22 protein-coding genes and 3 pseudogenes are annotated in these 24359 nt (G+C 74.2%); 7 read left to right on the top strand and 18 right to left on the bottom strand.

The features are described 5' to 3' along the window. Positions 1-491 (bottom strand): annotated as a pseudogene (locus B5D80_RS26610) (hypothetical protein); the annotation flags it as partial. Between the two features lie 233 nt (positions 492-724). Here B5D80_RS26610 and B5D80_RS26615 point away from each other — a divergent pair. The 6 genes from B5D80_RS26615 (at position 725) to B5D80_RS26640 (ending at position 7750) form a co-directional block, all read left to right on the top strand. Then, on the top strand, positions 725-1084 hold the full coding sequence (locus B5D80_RS26615) for a YraN family protein (protein ID WP_088646696.1): 360 nt from the start codon (positions 725-727) through the stop codon (positions 1082-1084). A gap of 64 nt (positions 1085-1148) precedes the next feature. Beyond that, a complete protein-coding gene (locus B5D80_RS26620; RefSeq protein ID WP_088646697.1) occupies positions 1149-2669 on the top strand; it encodes a YifB family Mg chelatase-like AAA ATPase in 1521 nt (506 codons plus the stop codon). After that, positions 2666-3838: a DNA-processing protein DprA gene (locus B5D80_RS26625; RefSeq protein WP_245854997.1), complete on the top strand. Its 1173-nt coding sequence runs from the start codon at positions 2666-2668 to the stop codon at positions 3836-3838. The genes B5D80_RS26620 and B5D80_RS26625 overlap by 4 nt, the downstream gene beginning before the upstream one ends. A 63-nt stretch (positions 3839-3901) precedes the next feature. Then, the gene (locus B5D80_RS26630; protein WP_245854998.1) at positions 3902-5233 is read left to right on the top strand and encodes a serine hydrolase domain-containing protein; all 1332 of its coding nucleotides are present in this window, start codon (positions 3902-3904) and stop codon (positions 5231-5233) included. 175 nt (positions 5234-5408) lie between these two features. Beyond that, positions 5409-6464 carry a tyrosine recombinase XerC gene (locus B5D80_RS26635; RefSeq protein ID WP_088646723.1) on the top strand — a complete coding sequence of 352 codons (1056 nt, stop codon included), beginning with the start codon at positions 5409-5411 and terminating at the stop codon, positions 6462-6464. Between the two features lie 101 nt (positions 6465-6565). Next, positions 6566-7750 carry an aminotransferase class V-fold PLP-dependent enzyme gene (locus B5D80_RS26640; RefSeq protein ID WP_088646699.1) on the top strand — a complete coding sequence of 395 codons (1185 nt, stop codon included), beginning with the start codon at positions 6566-6568 and terminating at the stop codon, positions 7748-7750. Positions 7751-7966: 216 nt separating this feature from the next. Here the strand turns inward: B5D80_RS26640 and B5D80_RS26645 are convergent. Beyond that, positions 7967-8521 (bottom strand): annotated as a pseudogene (locus B5D80_RS26645) (murein hydrolase activator EnvC family protein); the annotation flags it as partial. 197 nt (positions 8522-8718) lie between these two features. On the opposite strand from B5D80_RS26645, the gene B5D80_RS26650 reads away from it, so the two are divergent. Beyond that, positions 8719-9825, top strand: a complete 1107-nt coding sequence (locus B5D80_RS26650; protein ID WP_088646700.1) for a sulfite oxidase — start codon at positions 8719-8721, stop codon at positions 9823-9825. A 43-nt stretch (positions 9826-9868) separates the two neighbouring features. Here B5D80_RS26650 and B5D80_RS26655 read toward each other — a convergent pair whose 3' ends face one another. From B5D80_RS26655 to B5D80_RS26730, 16 genes and pseudogenes are all read right to left on the bottom strand, one after another. Beyond that, positions 9869-10192, bottom strand: a complete 324-nt coding sequence (locus B5D80_RS26655) for a DUF2469 domain-containing protein (RefSeq protein WP_011905215.1) — start codon at positions 10190-10192, stop codon at positions 9869-9871. Next, a complete protein-coding gene (locus B5D80_RS26660; protein ID WP_088646701.1) occupies positions 10189-11001 on the bottom strand; it encodes a ribonuclease HII in 813 nt (270 codons plus the stop codon). Before B5D80_RS26660 ends, B5D80_RS26655 begins: the two co-directional genes overlap by 4 nt. After that, positions 10995-11474, bottom strand: a complete 480-nt coding sequence (locus tag B5D80_RS26665) for an NUDIX hydrolase (RefSeq protein ID WP_088646702.1) — start codon at positions 11472-11474, stop codon at positions 10995-10997. The genes B5D80_RS26660 and B5D80_RS26665 overlap by 7 nt, the downstream gene beginning before the upstream one ends. A gap of 58 nt (positions 11475-11532) precedes the next feature. After that, positions 11533-12168, bottom strand: coding sequence for a signal peptidase I (lepB, locus tag B5D80_RS26670; protein WP_088646703.1), 636 nt, complete (start codon positions 12166-12168; stop codon positions 11533-11535). Positions 12169-12332: 164 nt separating this feature from the next. Continuing rightward, positions 12333-13154, bottom strand: a pseudogene (gene lepB / locus B5D80_RS26675) (signal peptidase I); the annotation flags it as partial. A 192-nt stretch (positions 13155-13346) separates the two neighbouring features. Beyond that, the gene (rplS, locus tag B5D80_RS26680) at positions 13347-13703 is read right to left on the bottom strand and encodes a 50S ribosomal protein L19 (protein WP_088646705.1); all 357 of its coding nucleotides are present in this window, start codon (positions 13701-13703) and stop codon (positions 13347-13349) included. 142 nt (positions 13704-13845) lie between these two features. Then, positions 13846-14634 carry a tRNA (guanosine(37)-N1)-methyltransferase TrmD gene (gene trmD / locus B5D80_RS26685; RefSeq protein ID WP_088646706.1) on the bottom strand — a complete coding sequence of 263 codons (789 nt, stop codon included), beginning with the start codon at positions 14632-14634 and terminating at the stop codon, positions 13846-13848. 15 nt (positions 14635-14649) lie between these two features. Further along, a complete protein-coding gene (rimM, locus tag B5D80_RS26690) occupies positions 14650-15234 on the bottom strand; it encodes a ribosome maturation factor RimM (RefSeq protein WP_211291663.1) in 585 nt (194 codons plus the stop codon). A gap of 2 nt (positions 15235-15236) precedes the next feature. Next, positions 15237-15497, bottom strand: a complete 261-nt coding sequence (locus tag B5D80_RS26695; protein WP_172862164.1) for an RNA-binding protein — start codon at positions 15495-15497, stop codon at positions 15237-15239. Beyond that, a complete protein-coding gene (gene rpsP, locus B5D80_RS26700) occupies positions 15472-15948 on the bottom strand; it encodes a 30S ribosomal protein S16 (protein WP_088646708.1) in 477 nt (158 codons plus the stop codon). Before rpsP ends, B5D80_RS26695 begins: the two co-directional genes overlap by 26 nt. 244 nt (positions 15949-16192) lie before the next feature. Continuing rightward, positions 16193-16840 (bottom strand): ribonuclease FAU-1 family protein, encoded by a 648-nt coding sequence (locus tag B5D80_RS26705; RefSeq protein WP_088646724.1) that lies wholly within the window; start codon positions 16838-16840, stop codon positions 16193-16195. Positions 16841-17012: 172 nt separating this feature from the next. Continuing rightward, a complete protein-coding gene (proS, locus tag B5D80_RS26710; protein WP_088646709.1) occupies positions 17013-18419 on the bottom strand; it encodes a proline--tRNA ligase in 1407 nt (468 codons plus the stop codon). Positions 18420-18496: 77 nt separating this feature from the next. Further along, entirely contained in the window at positions 18497-19576 is a 1080-nt protein-coding gene (locus B5D80_RS26715; protein WP_088646710.1) for an amidohydrolase family protein, read from the bottom strand. 18 nt (positions 19577-19594) lie between these two features. After that, on the bottom strand, positions 19595-20176 hold the full coding sequence (locus B5D80_RS26720) for a Uma2 family endonuclease (protein WP_088646711.1): 582 nt from the start codon (positions 20174-20176) through the stop codon (positions 19595-19597). A gap of 68 nt (positions 20177-20244) precedes the next feature. Continuing rightward, complete coding sequence (gene ffh / locus B5D80_RS26725; RefSeq protein ID WP_088646712.1) at positions 20245-21801, bottom strand: signal recognition particle protein; 1557 nt, start codon at positions 21799-21801, stop codon at positions 20245-20247. A gap of 231 nt (positions 21802-22032) precedes the next feature. Beyond that, complete coding sequence (locus tag B5D80_RS26730) at positions 22033-24357, bottom strand: [protein-PII] uridylyltransferase (RefSeq protein ID WP_088646713.1); 2325 nt, start codon at positions 24355-24357, stop codon at positions 22033-22035. Positions 24358-24359: the final 2 nt, after the last annotated feature.

Genomic DNA, 24359 nt, shown 5'->3' on the forward strand with positions numbered 1-24359 from the left:
CCCAGCCCGGTGTCCGTCAGCCGGCCGGTGCCGGTGTCACCCACGCTTCGTCCCAGCCCGGTGTCGGCCAGGCGGCCGGTGCCGGTGTCGCCGATGCCCCGGGGGGAGCCGCCGAGCGCCCCTGCGCCCGTGTCCCCGAGCGGACCGGAGTCGCCGACGCCGGCCTCCCGGGCGGCCCGTCGACCCACCCGGTCGGTGGGGAGTTCGCCGGAGACCTCCGGATCGTCCCGGCGCAGCCGGGTCGGCCGGTATCCGGCGGAGTCGCCCCCGCCGTCACCCAACGGGTCGGCCGCGTCGAAGCGCCCCGGATCGAGGCGGTTCGCGTCCGCGTACCGGCCCTCCTCGGCAGCCCGCTGGTCGGGCGTGCGCAGTTCGTCGTAGCGGCGCACCCCGCTCGCCGTCCGCCAGTCCGGGTCGTCGTACGCGCGGTCCCGGCCGGCCGGGTACCAGCGCGACTCCTGATCTTCGGGGTAGCTCCGTCGTGCGTCCACGTCCGGCACCGTATGCGACCGACCCGTCCGACGCCATTCGCAGGTCGGACCGCTCGACAGGACCGATCGGGTCGATCATCCCCGGTGGCCGACCCGACCCCGAGCAGGGCATATCCGGGTGTCCGTAGCACGTCGGGGCCTTGATCGTCCGGTCGTCCACAGGCCGCCGGGTTGTCCACAGCCGGGGCCACGGGGGTCGCGTTCCGCCCGCCCCCACCCGGACCCTGACGGGCATGACCAACCGGAACCAGGCGATCGGCGCGTACGGCGAGCGGTGCGCCGTACGCCATCTGATCGGGGCCGGGCTCCGCCCGGTGGCCCGCAACTGGCGCTGTCGGGCGGGCGAGATCGACGTCATCGCCTGGGACGGCCCGGTCCTCGCCTTCTGCGAGGTGAAGACCCGCCGGGGTGACGCCTACGGCAGTCCCGCCGAGGCGGTCGTCCCGGCCAAGGCCCGACGGTTGCGCGGGCTCGCCGTGCGCTGGTTGGCCGAGACCGGGACCACCGCCGACGAGATCCGGTTCGACGTCCTGGCGGTCCGGCTGCCGCCGGCCGGTCCGGCCCGGGTCGAGCATCTCAAGGGGGCCTTCTGATGGCCGGCGGGCGGCAGGACGAGGACCGCCGGGCCGGCTGGCGGGTCCGGGCGGGGGTGGCGCGGTGAGCTACGCCAAGGTGCTCGGGGTGGGCCTGGTCGGCGTCACCGGCCACCTGGTCGAGGTCGAGGCGGACCTCTCCCCCGGGCTGCCGGCGGTGGTCATCTCCGGGCTGCCGGACACCGCCCTGCACGAGGCGCGGGACCGGGTCCGCGCTGCCGTGGTCAACTCGGGGCAGCGCTGGCCCAACCGCCGGATCACCCTCAACCTGCTGCCCGCCACGCTGCCCAAGTACGGCTCGGCGTTCGACCTGGCCATCGCGGTCGCCCTGCTCGGTGCCGCCGGTGAACTGCCGCTGCTGCCGGTGGAGGGGGTGGTGGTGCTCGGCGAGTTGGGGCTCGACGGGACGGTCCGGCCGGTGCGTGGCGTACTGCCGATGGTCACCGCCGCCGTGCGCGCCGGGCTGGACCGGGTGGTCGTACCGGTGGGGAACGCAGCCGAGGCGGCGGTGATCCCCGGGGTACGGGTCCGTGCCGTCGACACCCTGCACCGGCTGGTGGCCTTCATCCGGGACGGGACGCCCCTGCTCGAACCACCGCCACCCGTCCCCGCCGAGGCGGCGGCCGGGCCGGATCTCGCCGACGTCGCCGGGCAGGGCCTGGGCCGACGCGCGGTGGAGGTGGCGGCGGCCGGCGGACACCACCTCTCCCTGCTGGGGCCACCCGGTGCCGGCAAGACGATGCTCGCCGAACGGTTGCCGTCGATCCTGCCGGCGCTCGACGACGCCGCCGCGCTGGAGGTGACCGCGCTGCACTCGATCGCCGGCACCCTGCCGCCGGACGGGCGGCTGCTGCGCCGTCCACCGTTCCAGGCACCACACCACTCGGCCACCGTGGCGTCCCTCGTCGGCGGCGGCTCGGGACTGGCCCGGCCGGGGGCGGTGTCGCTGGCGCACCGGGGGGTGCTCTTCCTCGACGAGGCCGCCGAGTTCAGCAAGGCCGCTCTGGAGGCGTTGCGCCAACCGCTGGAGAGCGGGCAGGTGCACCTGACCCGGGCCCGGGGCGGCACCCGCTACCCGGCCCGGGTCCAGTTGGTGCTGGCCGCCAATCCCTGCCCGTGCGCCCGGCCCGGGGGCGACACGCTCTGCGAGTGCAGCCCGCTGGCCCGCCGGCGGTACCTCGGCCGGCTCTCCGGTCCCCTGCTCGACCGGATCGACGTCCAGGTCAGGGTGCTGCCGGTGCGGGCGGCGGAGCTGATGGGCACCGACCCGGACGGGGAGCCGTCGGCGGTGGTCGCCGCCCGGGTGGCGGCGGCGCGCGGGGCTGCCGCCGAACGGTGGGCCGCGGTCGGGCACCGGCTCAACGCGGAGGTGCCCGGCCCGCTGCTGCGCCGCTCGCCGTGGCGGCTCGCCACCCGGGCCACCGCCGAGTTACGCGGTCGGCTCGACCGGGGTTCGCTCTCCGCCCGGGGCTTCGACCGGATCATCCGGCTCGCCTGGACGATCGCCGACCTCGACGGCCGGGACCGGCCCGACCAGGAGGACGTCCGGGAGGCCACCGGCCTCAGAACGGGGGAGGAAGCGTGACCAGCACGGAGGACCTGCACGCCCGGGTGGCGCTCACCTGGCTGGCCGAGCCGGGCACCCGGTCGGTGTACCGCCTGGTGGGCCGGCTGGGTGCGGCGGCCACCCTGGAACTGCTGCTCGACGGCGGTGCCCCCGACGACACGTTGCGGGCGACGGTGGCGGCCCGGCTGGACGCCGGTGACCCCAGGGCGGTGGCCGCCGGGGCGGTGGCGCTCGCCGACCGGCTCGGCGCGCGGATCGTCTGCCCCGCCGACGACGAGTGGCCGGCCCCGCTGGGTGACCTGGAACGGCTCGAACTGCCCGGGGCGAGCCGGAGGGTCGACCGGGAGACCGCCCCACCGCTGTGCCTGTGGGTACGCGGCGGGTGGCCGCTGGCCGAGGTGTTGGACCGCTCGGTCGCGGTGGTCGGCGCACGGGCCGCCACCGGGTACGGCGTACACGTCGCCACCGAACTCGGGTACGGCCTGGCCGACCGGGAGTGGACGGTGGTCTCCGGTGGCGCGTTCGGCATCGACGCCGCCGCCCACCGGGGCGCGTTGAACGCCGGTGGGGTGACGGTGGCGGTGCTGGCCTGCGGGGTGGACCGTCCCTACCCGATGGGCAACTCCGCGCTCTTCGACCGGATCGCCGAGACCGGCCTGCTGGTCAGCGAATGGCTGCCGGGAGCGGAGCCGCTGCGTCCCCGTTTCCTGATCCGCAACCGGGTGATCGCCGCCGGCACCCGGGGCAGCGTGCTGGTCGAGGCGGCGGCCCGCAGCGGCGCGGCCCAGACCATGCACCGCGCGATCGCCCTCCGCCGCCCCTCGATGGTGGTGCCCGGCCCGGTCACCTCGGCACTCTCCGTCGGCGCACACGAGTTGCTGCGGGAGTACGACCGCACCCGACTTGTCACCGGGCTCGCGCACGTGCTGGAGGAGGTGGGCCGGATCGGGGCCGACCTGGCGCCGCCCGCCCGGGGCGCGGCCCGTCCGACCGACGTCCTCGACGACGAGGCGACCATGCTGCGCGAGTCGATGCCCCGGCGCGGCACGATCGGCGCGGACGCGCTCGCCGCCCGGGCCGGTGTGCCGGTCCGGACGGCGTTGCGCAAACTCGCCCTGCTGGAGGAACTGGGTCTGGTGGCCCGCCGCGACGACGGCTACGCCCTCGCCCGGTCCCCGTCGCGCTGAGGTGGAGGAGGCCACCCGAAGGGGCGACCCCCGGTGGAGGGTTCGGATGCAATGATCGCTGCCGTGTCGATTCCTCGTCGTTCCGTCCTCGGTCTCGGGTTCGCCGCCGCCCTCGGGCTGACCGGCTGCGCAAAGAATCCACCCGCCGGGCCGACCGGTTCCTGGGCCACCCCCGCCCCCGGTGACGGCCCGCCGGGCGGCCAGGGCGCGGCGGCGGCCGGCCGACCGGGGGCCGCCGCCCGGGGTGCCGCCCCGACCGCGACCAGAAAGCCGCGCACGCTCACCGTGGCGCTCCAGCGCTACCTCCAGCCCACCACCGAGAACCCGAAGCACCCGACGTACGCCGGGGCGGTGGTGCTGGCGACGACCGACGGTGAACCGACCGACCACCTGGCGGTCGGTGAGGCACTGCGCTACGACGCCGGGCCCGTGCTGCTGCCCGCGGCGAAGCGGGTCGCCATGCGTCCCGACTCGATCTTCGACCTGGCCTCGCTCACCAAGGTCTACACCGCCATCCTCACCCTGCAGCAGGTCGACAGCGGGCGGATCGACCTGGACGCCCCGGTGGTGCGGTACCTGCCCGAGTTCACCGGCACCGGCAAGTCCGCCGTCACCGTGGCGATGCTGCTGGCCCACACCAGCGGCCTGCCGGTCGGGGCGAAGGTGACCGGCTACTCGACGATGGCGCAGCGGTGGCAGGCGGTGCTGGCCACGCCGCTGGTCAGCGGTGCCACCCCGGGCACGGTGTTCCGCTACTCCAGCGTCGGTCTGATGGTGGCCGGGAAGATCGTCGAGAAGGTCACCGGGCTCACCCTCGACCGGGCCCTGAAGACCAACCTGACCACGCCGTTGGGGCTGCGTTACACCGGGTTCAACCCCAACACCTGGCTCAGTTCGACCGACCGGGCCAACCGCCTGGTCGCCACCGACGCCCGGTCCTCTCGGGGGCTGCTGCGGGGCGTGGTGCACGACGACGTCGCCAACCACCTCGGCGGCATCGCCGGTCACGCCGGCATCTTCGCTCCCGCCGAGGAGGTGGCGGTCATCGGGCAACTGCTGCTCGACGGCGGCAGCTACGGCGGGAAGCGGATCCTCGCCGAGAGCACGGTGACCCGGATGCTGCGCAACGCCAACACCGGGTTGCCCGCCGTCGACCCGGACCGGCCGGGCCGCACCTCCGACCACGGCCTCGGTGTGGTGCTCAACCAGCCCTGGTTCATGGGCAGGCTCGCCCGGCCCACCACCTTCGGGCACACCGGGTTCACCGGCACGTCGTTCCTGGTGCAACCCGACCGTCGCCGGGTGCTGGTGCTGCTGACCAACCGCGCCCATCCGAACTGGAGCTGGGCCGACCCGGACCCGGCCCGGGTCGCCGTGGCCAACACGTTCGCCTGACCCGCTCCCGCCGCCGGCTGGACCACAACCGGCCCGGCGGGTCGCCCGGTCGGCGGTGTCCCCACGGCCGGCGTCCGTAAGCTGGGCCGGTGAACCCGGACGAGTGGTCGGTCGCAGGTCGACGACCGTCGACCCCCGGCAGTCGCCGCCGGGCGACCTCGGCGGTGGCAGGGCGATGAGTAGTCGCGGGCCGGGTACCCGGGCCACCCGTCAGGCGCTGCCGCCGGCCATGCGGGACGCGGTCGACGGATTCGCCGTGCACCTGGCGCAGGTACGCAACCGCTCCGCGCACACCGTCCGGGCGTACGTCGCCGACCTGGTCTCGCTGCTCGACCATGCGGTCCGGATGGGTTGCACCGCCCCCGCCGAGCTGGATCTGGGCGTGTTGCGCAGTTGGCTGGCGAAGCAGCGGACCACCGGCGCGGCATCCAGCTCGTCGGCTCGACGGGCCGCCGCAGCGCGTACCTTCAGCGGCTGGGCCCACCGGTCCGGCCTCCTGGCGACGGACGTGGCCGCCCCGCTGGCCACCCCGAAGACGCGTCGGGAGCTACCTGTGGTGCTCCGCGCCGACCAGGTCGCCACCCTCGTGGAGGCCCCGGGCCGGGACCGGCCCACCACGCCCGGTGACGACGGGCCTCCCGCCGGGCCACGCGACGCTCCCTCCACCGGGGCACCGTCCGCCCCGACCACCGGCGGGGCTTCCCCGCGGGTGGGCCCGGCGGACGAGGCGGTCCTGTCGCGTGACCGGGCGCTGCTCGAACTGCTCTACGCCACCGGCGCGCGGATCAGCGAGGTGTGCGGTCTGGACACCACGGACGTCGACCGGGAACGTCGGGTGGTCCGGGTCCTCGGCAAGGGCAACCGGGAACGGACGGTCCCGTACGGGCTGCCGGCGCAGCGGGCGGTCGACAGGTGGTTGGCGGTCGGCCGACCCGAACTGGCGGGCACGGACTCCGGACGGGCCCTGTTCCTGGGTGCCCGGGGCGGGCGGCTCCACCCGACGACGGCCCGGCGGATCGTCGCCGGGTACGCGCGGGCCGCCGGGCTACCGCCGACCAGCCCGCACGGGCTGCGGCACTCGGCGGCAACCCACCTGTTGGACGGCGGGGCCGACCTACGGACGGTGCAGGAACTGCTCGGGCACTCGTCCCTGGCGAGCACCCAGATCTACACCCACGTGTCGGTGGAACGGCTCCGCGCCGCCTACCGGCAGGCCCACCCCCGGGCCTGACCGCAGCCGGGGCCGAAGCCAGCCCGGGAGCCGGGTCGCCCCCCAAGTGACCGGTGACGATCGGTCCGGCCGCTCTGCGACATGCGGGCTACGATCGCCCGATGAGCGTCCCGACGCCGCCCGAGCCGATTCCCGGGGCCCGACTGCTCTTCACCCTCGATCCCTCGGTCAGTTACCTCAACCACGGGGCGTTCGGTGCGGTACCGCTCAGCGTGCAGCGCACCCAGCAGCGGCTGCGTGACGAGATGGAAGCCAACCCGCAGCGTTTCTTCGGCATGGCGCTGATCGACCGGCTCGCCCACACCCGACGGCACCTGGCCGCCTTCCTCGGTGCCGATCCGGAGGGCACCGCCCTGGTCGGCAACACCACGACGGGGGTGGCCGTGGTCCTCCAGTCACTCGGCCTGCGCCCCGACGACGAGGTGCTCGGCACCGACCACGGGTACGGCGCGGTGAACTACTCCGTCGCCCGGGAGTGCCGCCGGACAGGCGCGACCACCCGTAGCCTGCACCTGCCCCGGTCGGCCACCGACGCGCAGATCGTGGAGATCGTCCGGGCCGGCCTGCGCCCGGGGCGTACCCGGTTGCTGCTGGTCGACCAGCTCACCTCGGCCACCGCCCGGGTGCTGCCGGTCGCCGCGCTGGTGGCGGTGGCCCGGGAACACGGCATTGCGGTGCTGGTGGACGCGGCACACGTGCCCGGGATGCTGCCGGTGCAGGTCGACGCGATCGGGGCCGACTTCTGGGTGGGCAACCTGCACAAGTGGGGGTTCGCCCCGCGCGGCACCGCCGTGCTGGTCGTCGCCCCGTCGTGGCGGACGCGGATCGAGCCGTTGGTGGTGTCCTGGCAGCAGGCCGAGGGTTTTCCGGGCAACGTCGAGTGGCAGGCCACCCTCGACTACACGAGTTGGTTGAGCGCCCCGGCCGGTCTCTACGCGCTGCGCAGCCTCGGCGTCGAGCGGGTCCGGGCGCACAATGCCGCACTGGCGGCGTACGGGCAGCGGGTGGTCGGAGACGCGCTCGGGGTGCCCCCGGCCGATCTGCCCGACCCGGGCGGGCCTGGGGTGGCGATGCGGATCGTGCCGTTGCCTGCGGGCGTCGCCGGCAGCCTGGAGGAGGCCGCTGCCCTGCGGGGCCGGATCGCCGAACGCCTCGCCACCGAGGTGGCGGTGATGGCCTGGCACGGGCGGGGTTGGCTGCGGCTGTGCGGCCAGGTCTACAACACCCCCGACGAGTACGAGCGGCTGGCGGCCCGGCTGCCGGCGTTGCTGGCCGGGCGGGGCTGAACCGAGGCCGTCGGAGCGCCGACCGCACCGGCAGGGTGCGGCGTCGTCCCGCCGGGCGACCCCGTCCGGCCCCGCACCCCATCGTCGACCACCGCCGGTGCCTGTCGTCAGGTCGGCGGCGTCGGGAGCACCGCCGGTGGCCGGACGGCGGCCCGCGGCGGCGTCGGAGGCCGGGCGGAAGCCGGCCTCGACGGTGGCACCAGGTCCGACGGCGAGGCTGAGGTCGGCCGTCACCGGGAGCAGGCGGACCCGGCCGAGCCCGAGCAGGGCCAGCGGGTCGAGGTACTCCGGGCCGCGTCGGGCCCCCCAGTGCAGGCAGCCGCCGGCCGGTGCCGCCGCCGCAGGGCAGCCCGGATGACCGGCCAGCAGCACGCCCAGCGGGGCGCCGGCCGCCAGCACGTCACCGGTGTGCACCCGGGGACGCACCGGCTCGTAGGTAGTCCGCAGCCCCTCCGGGTGGCCGACGGTGACCACCGGTCGGCCGGCGACCATGCCGGCGAAGAGCACCGTGCCGGCCCCGGCGGCCCGGACGGTGGCACCGGGCGTGGCGGCGAGGTCCACGCCCCGGTGGCCGGCGAGCCAGGGCAGTGGGGGTGGGTCGAACCGGCGTACCGGTCGGGGCGGGCCGTCGAGCGGCCACCGGAACGCCGGTGCGGGCGCGGCCCGGACCGGGGCGGATCGTGGCGGGGTCGGCCGGCCGGGGAGCCAGTGCGGGCCGAACACGAGCACGGCGACCCCGAGGGCCGTCACCTGCCGTAGTCCTGTGCGCATCACCGCAGCATGCCGGGGTCGCCCGCGTGGTGCCGCGCACCTGGTGTCCGCTGTGGATGACCGGACGGGCTGTGGAAAACGCCCGTCGGGCCGGTGGATCTGTTATGCCGGCGACCGCCGGGGCGGAACGACGACGGTGCCGGCCGACCAGTCTAGGCTGGCGGAATCGCAGTGCGGCGCGGACCGGGAGGCCACCGATGACCACCATGGACGACGTTAGCCGACCCTCGCGGGTCGCCGGCCCGGACGAGGCGATCAGCCAGGAGGAACTCCGGTTGGCCGCCCGCAACCACGGCATACCGCTCGAAGCGTTGCGCTACGACGTCACCCCGGCCGGCCTGCACTACCTGCTCATCCACTACGACATCCCGGACCTCGACCCGGCGGCCCACACGCTGACCGTGGACGGGGCGGTGGGTCGACCGCTCCGGCTCGGCCTGGCCGAACTGCGCGAACGCCCCCGGGTGACCCACCGGGTGACGCTTGAGTGCGCCGGCAACGGCCGGGCGCTGCTGCACCCCCGCCCGGTCAGCCAGCCATGGCTGGTGGAGGCGGTGGGCAACGCCGAGTGGACCGGCACCCCGCTGGCGCCGCTGCTGCGCGAGGCCGGGATCGCGCCCGACGCGGTGGACGTGGTGTTCACCGGCGCCGACCACGGCGTGGAGCGTGGGGTGGAGCAGGACTACCAGCGGGCCCTGCCGCTCGACGACGCGCTGCGCGACGAGGTGCTGCTGGCGTACGCGATGAACGGCGCTCCCCTGCTGCCCCAGCACGGCGCGCCGCTGCGGCTGATCGTCCCCGGCTGGTACGGCATGGCGCACGTCAAGTGGCTGCGCACGATCAGCGTGCTGACCCGGGAGTTCGACGGCTACCAGAACGCGGTGGCCTACCGGCTGCGGCGCGACGCCGACGACCCGGGGGTGCCGGTGACCCGGATCGAGCCCCGGGCGCTGGTCCGGCCGCCGGGTTTCCCGGACTTCATGTCCCGGGCCCGGGTGTTGCGGCCGGGGCCGTGCACGGTGGACGGTCGCGCCTGGTCGGGGCACGGGCCGGTGGTGGCGGTGGAGGTGACCACCGACGGTGGGGCGAGCTGGTCGCCGGCCACCCTGGACCCGCCGGCCGGCGGCGGGTGGTCGTGGCGACGCTGGCGGTACGAGTGGACGCCGCAGCCCGGCCGCTACGCGCTGGGGGCGCGGGCGACCGACGCGTCGGGGCGTACCCAGCCGGTGGAGCAGCCGTGGAACCGGGGTGGGTTCGCCAACAACCTCGTCCAGCGGGTGGACGTGCTCGTCGTCGCGGAGTGAGGCGGCCCGGCATCGGCGGTGGGCGGCCGACGCGGGGCGGGGGTCAGCTCCCGAAGCCCGAGTCGGCGGGCAGCGAGATGTCGGGCTTCTCCAGCTCCTCGACGTTGACGTCCTTGAACGTCATCACCCGGACGTTCTTGACGAAGCGGGCGGGACGGTACATGTCCCAGACCCAGGCGTCGTGCATCTCGACCTCGAAGTAGACCTCGCCGTCGGAGTTGCGCACGTGCAGGTCCACCTGGTTGGCCAGGTAGAAGCGGCGTTCCGTCTCCACCACGTAGGAGAACTGACGGACAATGTCGCGGTACTCCCGGTAGAGCTGCAGCTCCATCTCGGTCTCGTACTTTTCGAGATCTTCCGCGCTCATCGCACTCCGCCTTCCATGACCACATCTTCCCCCACCGGTGCCGGAGGCCGCGGCTGCTCGCCCAACGCCACGCCGACGGTACCCCCTGTCCGGCCCGAACGCTCCATCGGCTCGGGAGCGGCTGCGCCGAGCGGCCGGCGGGCCCGGGGCGGGGTCCCCTCCCGGCCCGCGACGGCGGCCACGTTGACGTACGAGAACCGGTGCTCCACGCAGGGCCCCCGCTCGCGCAGCGCCTCGGTGTGCTCGGCCGTGATGTACCCCTTGTGCTCGGCGAAACCGTACCCCGGGTGGCGTCCGTCCAGCTCCACCATGATCCGGTCCCGGGTGACCTTGGCCAGTACGCTGGCCGCCGCCACGCAGGCCGCGACCCGGTCGCCCTTCCAGACCGCCAGCCCCGGCACGTCCAGCCCGTCCACCCGGAAGCCGTCGGTGAGCACGTACTCCGGGCGGGTGGTCAGCGAGGCCAGGGCCCGCCGCATCGCGGCGAGGTTGCACACGTGCAGCCCCCGGGCGTCGACCTCCTCGGCCGGGATGATCACCACCGCGTACGCCAGCGCGCGGGCGACGACCTCGGCGTACACCCGTTCCCGGCTGGCCGGGGTGAGCAGCTTGGAGTCGGCGAGTCCCTCGATCTCGCCGCGTCGTCCCTCGGGCAGCACCGCGGCGGCGGCCACCAGCGGGCCGGCGCAGGCGCCCCGGCCCGCCTCGTCCGCGCCGGCGACGTGCCGGAATCCGCGCCGTTGCAGGGCCCGTTCCAGCGCGTAGAGCCCACCGTCGCGGCGCACCACCGTGCGCGGCGGGGTCAGCACGACGGCTCCGACGCGGGGGCCGCCGCCAGCACCTGGGTGAGCAGGTCCGCCAGGTCGGCGGGATAGCACCGCTCGGCGGTGTCGGCCAGTTCGGCCGCCGACCACCAGCGGTGCCCGGTGACGCTGGCCCGCTCGATCGCGTCGAAGCCGGCCGTGTCCACGTCCCAGGTGGGCACCCGGACCACGAAGAACTCCTGTTCCTGGCGGTACCACACGCCGTCGAAGGGAAACTCGATCGTCTCGGTGCGGACCGACCCGCCCAGTTCGGCAGGCGTCAGCCGCAGCCCGGTCTCCTCGGCCAACTCCCGGGCGGCACCGACCGCCGGGGACTCCCCCGGTGTGAGCCCACCGCCGGGGGTGAACCAGTACCGGTGACCCGGGCGGGCCGGGTCGGTGCCCGCGAACAGGAGCACCCGGCCGGACGCGTCGACGAGCAGCACGCGGGCCGCACGTCGGGGGTGGAAGACGGTCACCGCATCAGCCTGCCAGACGGTGCCGGCGGTCGGCCACGCCCGGGGCGGGCGCGGCCGGTCAGGGGTTGGGAATCCCGTCGAACGACTTCGGCACGGTGAGCCAGGTGGCCCGGTCGAACGGCCAGAAGACGGTGAAGGCCCGGCCCACGACCTCACCCTCGGGGATGGTGGCGCTGTCGATGTTGCGGCCGGACTGCTGCCAGTGCTCCAGGGAGTCCCCGGAGGCCGAGCGGTGGTCCCCCATCACCCAGAGCCGTCCCGCCGGGACGGTGATGTCGAACTCCTGGTCGGCGGGCTTGTCCTGCTGGCCGTTGGCGGAGTAGATGTACGGCTCGTCGAGGGACTTGCCGTTGATCGTCAGCCGGTCCTGCGCGTCGCAGCAGACCACGTGGTCACCGCCGACCCCGATCACCCGCTTGATGAAGTCCTCACCGTCGGGGTTGCCGCTCCACTCGGTAGGTGCCTTGAACACCACCACCTCGCCCCGGTGCGGTGAGCGGAAGTCGTAGACCAGTTTGTTGACCAGCACCCGATCGTCGATCTTGAGGGTGTTCTCCATGGACGGCGACGGGATGAAGAAGGTCTGCAGCACGAATGCGCGGACCAGCACCGCCACCAGGATCGCGACGCCCAGGAGAATGGGCAGCTCCTTCCAGAAGGAGCTGCGCGGCTTTTCGGTCTGCTCGTCAATCACGGGTGGAGCCTACGTCGCCGGAGCCGAACGGGCCGCCCGGAACGCCGGAGGTGTTCGCGCCACCCGGCCCGTCGCCACCGTTCCCGTCGTCGGAACCGGCCCCGGCCGTCGGGTCGGGCGGGGTCGGGCAACCCCGTCCGTCGCCCGGACCGGGTGACGGCGGCGAGCAGCGCGGCGACCGGGACGAGCAGGACCACGTCGCCGGTCGGGGTCGGCCGCACCGGGGCCGGGGCGGTGTTCGCGGCGGCGGAGTCGGACAGCTTGGCGAAGGTGGCCGGCACCGGCAACGACGCCCACCGCGACGACGGCCACACCACCATGAACGCCCGGCCGACGACGTTGTCGATCGGCACCGGGCCCTGGCAGCGGGCGTCCTGGGAGACCAGCCGGTGGTCACCCATCACGAAGATCTGCCCCGGGGGTACGACCACCTCGTCGAACCGGCGGGACCGGCACTCCTTCGGGTTCGGCGGGACGTCCAGCGGGGAGTCGCGCACCACGTACGGCTCGTCGAGCGGAATGCCGTTGACCATGACCCGACCCTGGTCGTCACAGCACTTGACCCGGTCGCCGGGCAGCCCGATCACCCGCTTGATGAAGTCCTTCTCGCCGGGGCGGCTCACCCCGACCAGGTCGCCGAGGGTGCGTCCGATCTTGCCGGCGGCGCCGGCGGGCGGCACGGGATTCTCCTGGGCGACCCACTTGTCGGTGCCCCGGAACACCACGACCTCGCCGCGCAGCGGGTCACGCATGTCGTAGACGACCTTGTTGACCAGGACCCGGTCACCGATGAGGAGGGTGTCCTCCATCGAGCTGGACGGGATGAAGAAGGCCTGGAGCAGGAAGGTGCGGATCAGCACCGCGAGGCAGAAGGCCACGATCAACAGCAGTGGCAGCTCCTGCCAGAGGGGCATCTGCCGCCGGGCGGGGCGGGCCCGCCGACGCCACGGGTCCGCTGTGCCGTTCGAGTCAAGCACCTGCACCACGCCACTCCCCGGTCCGCAGAAACGACACTACCGCCCGGGAGCCTCGTCGAGGCCCCACGGGCGGCAGGGACGATCGGAGCGCCGCGATCTGTCGTCGCGACGCCACCCGCCGGTCTGCGCCCGTACCGATCAGCGTAATGCGCTCTGGTCGATACGACATCCGCGCAGGTCAGGCGGCGTGGCGAACGGCGATCAGCTGGGCTGCTTCTCGCGCTTCTCCTTGATCTTGGCCTTCTTGCCGCGCAGCTCGCGCAGGTAGTAGAGCTTGGCCCGGCGCACGTCACCACGGGTCACGACCTCGATCCGGTCGATACCCGGGCCGTTGAGCGGGTACGTCCGCTCCACACCCACACCGAAGCTGACCTTGCGGACCGTGAAGGTCTCGCGCAGACCGTCACCCTGGCGGCGGATGACGACGCCCTGGAAGATCTGGACCCGGGACCGGTTGCCCTCGACGACCCGCGCGTGCACCTTGACGGTGTCACCGGCCCGGAAGTCGGGGATGTCGGTACGCTTCGACTGGGCGTCAAGGGCGTCCAGGATGTTCATCGCTGCGTCCTCGTGATGCTCACGGCGCACCGTCACTCGGTGCGCGGATGGGTGATTCTGATCCCCGGGTGGTTGCCGGCGGACCGACCCCGGTCGGGAATCCTCGCAGCCGCCCACGGCGTGAACGGATGCGGCAACCCCTCTACTTTGCCACATCCCCCGGGGGCAGGGGGAACCCACCCCGCTCCAGCGCGGCCACGTCCCGTTTGTCCAGGATCTCCGGGGACAGCGCGGCGATCATGTCGGGCCGACGGCGGGCCGTCCGGGTCAACGCCTCGTCGCGCCGCCAGCGGGCGATCCGCCCGTGGTCGCCCGAGCGGAGCACGTCGGGCACCTCGTGCCCCCGCCAGCTCGCCGGCTTGGTGTACATCGGGGCTTCCAGCAGGCCGTGGGCGTGCGACTCGTCGTCAAGCGAACCGGCGTTGCCGAGCACCCCCGGCAGCAGCCGGGTGACCGCCTCCAGGATCACCAGCACCGCGACCTCGCCGCCGAAGAGCACGTAGTCGCCGAGCGAGACCTCGGTGACCTTCAGCCGGGTCGCCGCGTGGTCGAGCACCCGCTGGTCGATGCCCTCGTACCGGCCGCAGGCGAAGAGCAGGTGCGACTCGGCGGCCAGCTCGTGCGCCAGCGCCTGGGTGAACGGCGCTCCGGCCGGGGAGGGCACCAGCAGCCGGGGCAGGGTCAGGCCGTCCGGGGCCAGCTCGTCGGGGGCCAGCGCGTCCAGCGCCTCACCCCACGGCTCGGGCCGCATCACCATGCCCGGCCCGCCGCCGTACGGCGTGTCGTCGACCGTACGGTGCACGTCGTGGGTCCAGTCCCGCAGGTCGTGGACGGCCAGCCGGAGCAGGCCCTGCTCCCGGGCCCGCCCGATCAGGGACAGGTCGAGCGGGGCGAAGTACTCCGGGAAGATCGACACGATGTCGACGCGCATGTGGGTGGCTTCCGGCTAGAGGTCGAGCAGACCGGCCGGCGGGTCGACGACGACGCGTCCGCCGGCGAGATCGACCTCCGGGACGATCGCCTTGACGAACGGGATCAGCGCGCTGCCCCCCTGCGGACGGCGCAGGACGAGCAGGTCGGAGGCGGGCGCGTGGTCGATCTTCGCCACCTCGCCGAGGTGTTCCCCGGCCGGGGTGACCACGGCCAGGCCGACCAGCTGGTGGTCGTGGAACTCCTCCGGGTCCTCCGGCGGGGCGACGGAGGCGCTGTCCACCCCGAGCAGGGTGCCGCGTAGCGCCTCGGCGGTCTCCCGGTCGAGGACCCCCTCGAAGGCCACCAGCATCCGCCCCTGGTGCCAGCGGGCCGACTCGATGGTCAGCTCGGCGGGGACCTCGTAGGCCACGCCGGGAGCGACGGCCTCGACCGGCTCGGCCGCGCCCCGGCGCGGTGCCGCCACCCGGGGCGTCGCCCCCGGCTCGGTGCACAGCACCGCGCCGGGGGCGAACCGCGCTTCGGGCTCGTCGGTCCGCACCTCCACGGTGACCTCACCGCGGATGCCGTGCGGTTTGCCGATCCTGCCGACGATGAGCAGCATCAGTACGAGTCGACGATGTCGACGCGTACCCCGCGTCCACCGATGGAGCCGATCACCTGACGCAGTGCCTTGGCGGTCCGCCCGGACCGCCCGATCACCGTGCCGAGATCCTCCGGGTGCACGCGGACTTCCAGCCGCTTGCCCCGACGGGAGTCGACCATGCGGACGCGCACGTCGTCCGGGTGGTCGACGATCCCCTTGACCAGGTGCTCCAGGGCGGGACGCAGCGGCATGTCAGGCCTGCTCACCGGCGTCGGCAGCAGCAGCCGGGGCCTCGGCCGGAGCCTCGGTCTTCGGCGCCTCGGTCTCGGCCGGAGCCTCCGCCTTGGCGGCCTTGCGGGCCGGCTTGGCCGGGGTCTCCGGGGCCAGGCCCGCGGCGGCCTTCGCCTCGGCCTCGTACGCCGCCTTGCGGTCGGCGCGCTCGGCGGCGACCTTGAGCGGCGGCGGGGCCGGCAGGCCCTTGAACTTCTGCCAGTCGCCGGTCAGCTCCAGCAGACGCTGGACGGCCTCGCTCGGCTGCGCGCCGACCGAGAGCCAGTACTGGACCCGCTCCGACTTGACCTCGATGATCGAGGGGTCTTCCTTCGGCTGGTAGACGCCCACGAACTCGATCGCGCGACCGTCACGCTTGGTGCGCGAGTCCGCGACGACGATGCGGTACTGCGGGTTGCGGATCTTGCCCATCCGCAGGAGCCGGATCTTTACGGCCACAGTTGTTTCGCTCCTGTTGCGATTTCACCGACCCGGCTACGGGCGGTGCACGGGTGAGCGTCGACCGGCACAGTGGGGTTGGGCCGGAGACTGCTCGATGGACTGGCGACGCGCCCGGGTTAGAGGGCGCCGAACGCGCGCCGGATACCAGCGAACCATTCTGCCAGATCACCCGGCGAACACTCACATCGGCCCACCCCACCGGCCGGCCGGGCAGCCGGACCGGGAGTGAGCCACGACACACTCACCGTACGGGGGGCCGGTCCCAGCCGGGCGGCAGCCCGGTCGGCGGCGTCCAGTCGGCCGGCGGGACGAAGTCGCACCAGGTGCCGTCGAACGGGAACTTCCCCGCCTCGGCGAGGGCGATCACCCGCTCCCCCTCCGCCCGCACGGCCCGCTCGTCGGTCACCCAGTAGTGGTCGGGGAAGGCGAGCCGCTCGGTGAACTCGTCCTCGTCCTTCCACTGCCAGCTGAGGTCGGGGCGGACCACCACGTCCAGGTCCTGGTCGACCACGTCCACCCCGGCCAGCGCACCGTCGTCCCACCGGACGCCGGGCTCCTCCAGGTTGACGTACCAGGTGGCGAACCGGTCCCGGTCGTCGCGGAAGAACCAGACCGAGTGGGCCGCTCCGGTGGGCAGGAACTCCAGCAGCGGCGGGCCGTTCCACCGACCCAGGGCCAGCCGGTACGACGAGGTGATCCACTCGGTGAACGGCACCGCCCGCATCCCCAGGCCCGCCTCGGTGACCTCGTGCGCCACCGGCGTGTCCCGGGCCACCCAGAGCAGCAGACCCCGGTCGTCGTCGAGCACCACCCGGGCCGGCCGGACCCAGCCGATCCGGCCGTGCCGCACGTTCCGGTGCACGATCAGCTGACCCGGTTCGAAACGCACCACACCTCCACAGCTCTGCACGGACTTGCGGGGCACCGGCCCCGGCGGTTCCCGGACCCCGGCCACGCCCACCGGTCGGGAGCCGGGCCTGCCGGCGACGCGCGGTAGGCACCGCCGGCCGGGACGGTCCGGCCGCCCCGGGGCGGCGGACCCGGGTCCGTCGTGGGGCGGCTCAGTAGGCGCGGGCCAGGATGGCGGTCAGGTCCGGCTCGTCCTCGTCGTCCGGCACGGAGCCGTCGGCCCGCAGCAGGCAGCGGACGGTGACGCCCTGGCCGTTGGCCTCGGCCTCGCCCGCGACACCGACGGCCGACCACGGCACCATGGCCCAGCCGGTGGCCGCCGCCTCGATCGCCTCGGCGAGGGTGGACACCTCGACGGTGCGGGACCGCCGGTGCGCGAGCGCCTCGTCGTGCAGGGCCTGCTGGTCGGCCTCCAGGGCGGCCAGGACCGCGCCGACCACGTCGGCGACCGGGGTGGGGGCCTTCGAGCCGTCCGTCCGGCGGACCACGACCGCGTTGCCGGCGGCCAGGTCGCGGGGGCCGACCTCGACGCGTACCGGATAGCCGCGCAGCTCGGCGTCGACGGCCCGGCGGCCGAACGCGGTGTCGGTGCGGTCGTCGAGCGCGACCCGGACCCCGGCGTCGCGCAGCGCGTCGCGCAGCTTGGCCGCCGCCTCGCCGACGCCCTCGCCGTCCTTGACGATCATGACGTACGCCTGGACGGGGGCCAGCCTCGGCGGCACCCGCAGCCCGTTGTCGTCACCGTGCGCCATGATCAGCCCGCCGAGCATCCGGGTGGAGGTGCCCCAGGAGGTCGTCCAGGCGTGCTCCCGACCGCCCTCGGCCGAGGAGTAGCTGATGTCGAACGCCTTGGCGAAGTTCTGCCCCAGCTCGTGACTGGTGCCGAGCTGGAGCGCCTTGCCGTCGCCCATCATGCCTTCGCAGGTGTAGGTGGCGGTCGCCCCGGCGAACCGCTCCCGGGCGGTCTTCAGCCCGACCACCACCGGGATGCCGAGCACGTTGACCATCAGGTCCTCGTACGCCTCGTGCAGGATCTTGCGGGCGTAGGCGCGGGCGTCCTCCCGGGTGGCGTGCGCGGTGTGCCCCTCCTGCCAGAGGAACTCGCTGGTGCGCAGGAAGACCCGGGGGCGCAGCTCCCAGCGGACCACGTTCGCCCACTGGTTGAGCAGCAGCGGCAGGTCCCGGTACGAGTCGATCCACTTGGCCATGAACTCGCCGATCACCGTCTCGCTGGTGGGGCGCACCACCACCGGCTCGGCGAGCTGCTTGCCGCCACCGTGGGTGACCACCGCCAGCTCCGGCGAGAAGCCCTCGACGTGCTCGGCCTCACGCTTGAGGTAGCTCTCCGGGATGAACAGCGGGAAGTACGCGTTCTCCGCGCCGGCCGCCTTGATCCGGGCGTCCATCTCGGCCTGCATCCGCTCCCAGATGGCGTAGCCGGCCGGTCGGATGACCATGGTCCCCCGGACCGGGCCGTTGTCGGCCAGCTTCGCCTTGGCGATCAGGTCCTGGTACCAGCGGGGAAAGTCCTCCGCACGGGGAGTGAGCACGCGAGCCATGACCGCACATCCTATGCGCCCCGCCCGGCGTCGACGTCATCGGGCGCGCTGCCGCGCCCCGCGCCGCCCGACCGGGGTCAGCGGACCACCCGGCCGCGCAGGACGATCCGGCTGGGCGCCCGGACCACCCGCAGGTCGCGGCGCGGATCCTCGGGGTAGACGACCAGGTCCGCGAGGCCGCCCTCGACCAGGCCGGGGAAGCCGAGCCACTGCCGGGCCCGCCAGGAGGCGGCGGCGAGGACGTCCACGGCGGGCATGCCGGCCTGCTCGTGCAGCAGCAGCATCTCCTCGGCGGCCAGCCCGTGGTCGATGCCGCCGCCCGCGTCGGTGCCCACGTAGATCGGCACCCCGGCCTCGTGGGCGGCGCGCACCACCTCGGGGAAGTGGTCGCGCAGGGCGAGCATGTGGTCGGCGTAGCCGGGGAACTTGGGGCGGGCCGCGGCGGCGATGCCCCCGAAGGTCCGGATGTTGATCATCGTGGGGACCAGCGCGGTGCCCTGCCGGGCCATCAGGTCGATCAGGTCGGGGCTCAACCCGGTGCCGTGCTCCACCGAGTCCACCCCGGCCTTCACCATGATCTCCACGGCCGACTCGCTGAACGTGTGCACCGCCGCGCGGACCCCGGCGGCGTGCGCGGCGGCCACGGCGGCGGCCATCGTGTCGGCGTCCCAGGCCGGCGCGAGGTCGCCGACGCCCCGGTCGATCCAGTCGCCGACCAGCTTCACCCAGCCGTTGCCGGCGGCGGCCTGCGCGGTGACCGCCGCGGTCACCTCCGCCGCGCCGACCTCCAGCCCGATGTCGCGCAGGTAGCGCTTCGGCGGGGCGACGTGCCGCCCGGCGCGGGCCAGCCGCGGCAGGTCCGGTTCGTCGTCGAGTTCGGGGTACGGGTACGGCGAGCCGGCGTCGCGCAGCGCGAGCACCCCCGTGTCCCGGTCGGTACGGGCCAACGTGCGGGCCTGGTCGAGGGAGGTGACCGGGGTGCCGCCCCGGGCGATGCCGAGGTGGCAGTGGGCGTCGACCAGACCGGGCAGCACGAACCCGGAGTCGGCGACCGTCTCGGCGTCGGGCACCGGGTCGAAGGTGACCCGGTCGCCGTCGAGCCAGACGTCCCGGACCTCGTCGTCGGGCAGGAGCACACCGCGCACATGCAGAGCCATGCGCACAGTCCTACCCGATCACCGCCCGTCGGGGGCGAGCAGGTCGTTCTTCCGGGCGGTCAGTGCCGGCAGGTCGACCGAGACCTTCCACGGCTGCTCGGTGACGAACAGGTCCTCGGTGTGGGTGAGCTGCTCGTAGTCGCGGCCGCCGGGACCGAGTGCGTACTCGGTCAGCGTGATCCGGTCCTGGAGCGGGTCGACCACCCAGTACGAGCGGACCCCGGCGTGCGCGTACACCTTCGCCTTGTCGTACATGTCGCGGAAGGTGGAGGTGGGTGACACCACCTCCACGGCCAGCAGGGCGTCCTCGACGGGGACGGGCGACCGGCCGGCGTGCCGGCGGTGGATCGCCACCACGTCGGGCCGGGGCTCGTTGCGGCGGTCGACCCGCATCGACAGGTCGAAACTCACGAGGTGATCCGACGGGCAGTTGACGCGGAGCATGAGCAGCAGCTCGACGCACAGCTCTTGATGCAGGGCAGTGGGGGACGGCACGATCAACCTTCCGTTGATCAGTTCGTACGGAAGGTCCTTCGGCAGGTCGCCGAGGTCGTCGACCGTCCACTCGTGCCGTTCGGGCAGGATCGGGGCCGCGGTCATGACATCTCCTTCCAGGGGGCGGAACCACCCTAAGCGCCCACCCCGTCGCCCACCGTAACCGACACGCGTCAGCGGGGCCGGTTGTCGCCCCTGCCGAGCTTGTTGAAGTCGATCTTCGGAAGCTTGAAGCCCGGCGGCAGCCCCTGGCCGCCCGCCAGGTCGTTCGGGTCCATCCCCGGCGGGAGCTGCGGCATGCCACCGGGGAAGCCGCCCGGCAGCCCGGCGCCCGCGCCGCTGCGCGGCCGGTTGCCACCCTTGGTGCCCTTGCGCTTGTTCTTCGGGGACTTGGTGGCCTTGCGCCGGCCCCCACCGGGCAGGCCCATCATGCCGCCCATCTGCTTCATCATCTTCTGCGCGTCGGCGAAGCGGTTGAGCAGCTGGTTGACGTCCATCACGGTGACCCCGGAGCCACCGGCGATGCGGGCCCGCCGGGAGCCGTTGATGATCTTCGGGTTGGTCCGCTCGGCCGGGGTCATCGACCTGATGATCGCGGTGACCCGGTCGAAGTGCTTGTCGTCCAGCTCGGCGAGCTGGTCCTTCATCTGCCCCATACCGGGCATCATGGCCAGCACGTTGGCGATCGGGCCCATCCGCCGGACCGCGATGAGCTGGTCGAGGAAGTCCTCCAGGGTGAACTGCTCGCCGCCCATCAGCTTGGCGGTCATCTTCTCCTTCTGATCGGTGTCGAAGGCCTGCTCGGCCTGCTCGATCAGAGTGAGGACGTCGCCCATGCCGAGGATCCGGCTGGCCATCCGGTCGGGGTGGAAGACGTCGAAGTCCTCCAGCTTCTCGCCGGTGGAGGCGAACAGGATCGGCTGGCCGGTGACCTCCCGCACCGACAGCGCCGCGCCACCCCGGGCGTCGCCGTCGAGCTTGGACAGGACGACACCGGTGATGCCCACGCCGTCGCGGAACGCCTCGGCGGTGCGGACCGCGTCCTGGCCGACCATCGCGTCGATGACGAAGATGACCTCGTCGGGGTCGACCGCGTCCCGGATGTCGGCGGCCTGCTGCATCATCTCGGCGTCGATGCCGAGCCGGCCGGCGGTGTCGACGATGACGATGTCCCGGGCGGCCCGCTTCGCGTGCTCGATCGAGGCGCGGGCCACCTGCACCGGGTCGCCGGTGCCGTTGCCGGGCTCCGGGGCGTACACCTCGACGCCGGCGCGGCCACCGAGCACCTGGAGCTGCCCGACGGCGTTGGGACGCTGGAGGTCGGCGGCGACCAGCAGCGGCTGGTGCCCCTGGGCCTTGAGCCAGCGGGCCAGCTTGCCGGCGAGGGTGGTCTTACCGGAGCCCTGGAGGCCGGCCAGCATGATCACGGTCGGTGGCTGCTTGGCGAACTGGAGCCGCCGACCCTCGCCGCCGAGCACGCTGATCAGCTCTTCGTTGACGATCTTGACGATCTGCTGGGCCGGGTTGAGCGCCTGGGAGACCTCCGCGCTGCGGGCCCGCTCCTTGACGTTCGCGATGAAGCCCTTCACCACCGGCAGCGCGACGTCCGCCTCCAGCAACGCCAGGCGGATCTCGCGGGCGGTGGCGTCGATGTCGGCGTCGGTGAGCCGGCCCTTGCCGCGGAGCTTGGTGAAGATTCCGGACAGGCGGTCACTCAAGGTGTCAAACACGCGAACATCCCGTATGTCGTCATCGGCGGGCACAGGTGCGGCCGGGCCGGCTGTCCAGCCCACCGTTAGGGTAGCCCGCCGGCCGCACGCCCGCTCCGGCCCCGCGCCCCGCACCCCGGCGGCCGGCCGCCCACGACGCGCCGCCCGTTCCGGTGGACGCCGGGCACCGGCGGGTCCGCTGGCACCACGCCGGGGTGGTACCCGGCGGGCACCGCCCACGACCGGGCGGTCCTACACGGCGGCGAGCACGGCGGCCTCGACGCGGTCCCGCTGCTCGTCCGAGGGCCAGCCACCGACCAGGTAGAACGCGTCGACCACGTCACCGCCGAGGGTGGAGATCCGGGCGGCGCGCACCTGCGCCCCGGCCTCGTCCAGCGCGCAGGTGACCCGGTAGAGCAGACCGGCCGCGTCGGCGGCGCGCAGCTCCAGCAGGACCGCGTCGGTGGCCGCCTCCCGGTGCCAGACGACCCGGGGGGCCGCTCCCCCGCTGCGGGCGGCCAGGGCCCGGCCGCGCAGCCGTTGGGTCACCGAGACGTCGCCGGTGACCGCGCGCCGCAGGTCGGCGCTGAGCGCGATCGGGTCCGGGGCCAGCCCGTAGCGCGGCTGCACCCGGCACTCGACCAGGGCCCGGCCGTCGATCGTGGCGGCGTCCGCCGAGATCACCTCCAGCCGGTGCAGGGCCAGGCAACCGGCGACCGTGGCGAGCAGCCCCCGCCGGTCGGCCGCGGCCACCGCCACCCGATCCTCGGTCAGGTGTACGACCGGCAGCGGCCCGGCGACCAGCGCCGGGTCCGGGGCCGGCGGGGCGGGCACCACGCCGGTGTCCAGGGTGGTCCGTACCCGGGCGACCAGCTCGGCGATCAGCCGCCCCTTCCAGCCGGACCAGGCGGCCGGTCCGGTGGCGGCGGCGTCGGCCAGCACCAGGGCGTGCAGCAGCTCCAGCGTGGTGGTGTCGCCGACCCGCTCGGCCACCCCGGCGATCGTCTTCGGGTCGGACAGGTCGCGGCGGGTCGCCACGTCGGGCAGGAGCAGGTGCAGCCGGACCAGCGTGCCGATCAGCGCCGCCTCCTCGGCGGGCAGGCCGATCCGGGTGGCCACCGCCTCGGCCAGCGGCGCGCCGACGGTCGAGTGGTCGCCGTCCAGCCCCTTGCCGATGTCGTGCAGGAACGCGCCGATCAGCAGCAGGTCGGGACGCTCGACGTCGCGGGTGTGCCGGCTCGCCTCGTACGCGGCCTGCACCAGGTGGCGGTCGAGCGTGAACCGGTGCACCGGGTTGTGCTGGGGCAGGCTGCGCAGCCGGGTCCACTCGGGCAGCCAGCCGTCGATCAGGCCGTACCGGTCGCAGGTCTCCCAGGCGGGCACCAGGCCGGGACCGGCGCCGAGCAGGGTGATGAACGCGGCCCGGGCGGCCGACGGCCAGGGCGCGGGCAGCGGCGGGCAGTACGCGGCCAGCCACTCGCAGGTGGCCCGCGCGATCGGCAGCCGGTGGGTGGCCGCCGCGGCGGCGATCCGCAGCGACAGGCTCGGGTCGGGGCGGGCCCCGATGGCGGTACGGGCGAGCACCAGCTCCCCGTCGTGCTCGACCACGTCCCGGGCGACCGGACGGCGCAGCGGGCGGCCGTCGGTGCCCCGGCGACGGCCGGAGCGGAGCCGGTCGGCGGCCCGCCAGGCGTCGTCGAGGGCGTGGCTGACGGTGCGCGCGTCGCCGGCCACCCGGCGCAGCAGGGCGTCACCGTCGCCGGAGTCCGCCCGCGTCCCGGCGTCGGCGGCCTCGGTCGACGACTGGCGCAGGCCGAGCAGCGCGGCGACCCCGGCGCGTTCCTGGGCGACCAGCCGGTCGACCCGGCGGCCCACCTGCTGGTGCAGGGCGTCGCGGGTGTCCAGCAGCCGCAGGTGGGCGGCGCGGACGGCGGGACGCAGCGCGTCGGTGATCCCGGCGGTGGCGATGGCCCGCAGGATGCCCACGTCGCGCAGCCCGCCGGCGGCCTCCTTCAGGTCGCCTTCGAGCAGGAAGGCCAGCTCGCCGTGGGTACGCCAGCGCACCTCGGTGATCTCCCGCAGGGCGGGTAGCTGGCGGACGGCGGTCCGCCGCCAGTGGTCGGTGGCGGTCCGGGTGAGGGTGTCGGCGAGCGCCCGGTCACCGGCGACGAACCGGGCGTCGAGCAGGGCCAGGGCGACCTTGACGTCGTCCTGGGCCACCGACAGCGCCTCGGCGAGGGTACGCACGGAGTGGTCGAGCCGGACCCCGGCGTCCCAGATCGGGTACCACAGCGCGGCGGCCAGCTCGTCCACCCCGGGCACCCCGGCGTGCAGCAGCACGAGGTCGAGGTCCCCGTACGGGGCGCACTGCCGACGGCCGAGGCCGCCGACGGCGATCAGGGCGATGCCCTCCCGGGCCGGCAGCAGGCCGTGCAGCCAGGCGTCGAACGCCCCGGCCCGGGCGAGCCGGGCCGGTTCGCCGATGCCCGCGGGAACCCCGACGACCCCGTCGACCAGGAGGTCCGTCCCTGCGTCGGTGCTGTCGTCCGACGCGTTCCTCCTGGTCGACGAGGTCATCT

The organism is Micromonospora wenchangensis (genome assembly GCF_002210435.1).
Taxonomy (GTDB): Bacteria; Actinomycetota; Actinomycetes; order Mycobacteriales; family Micromonosporaceae; genus Micromonospora; species Micromonospora wenchangensis.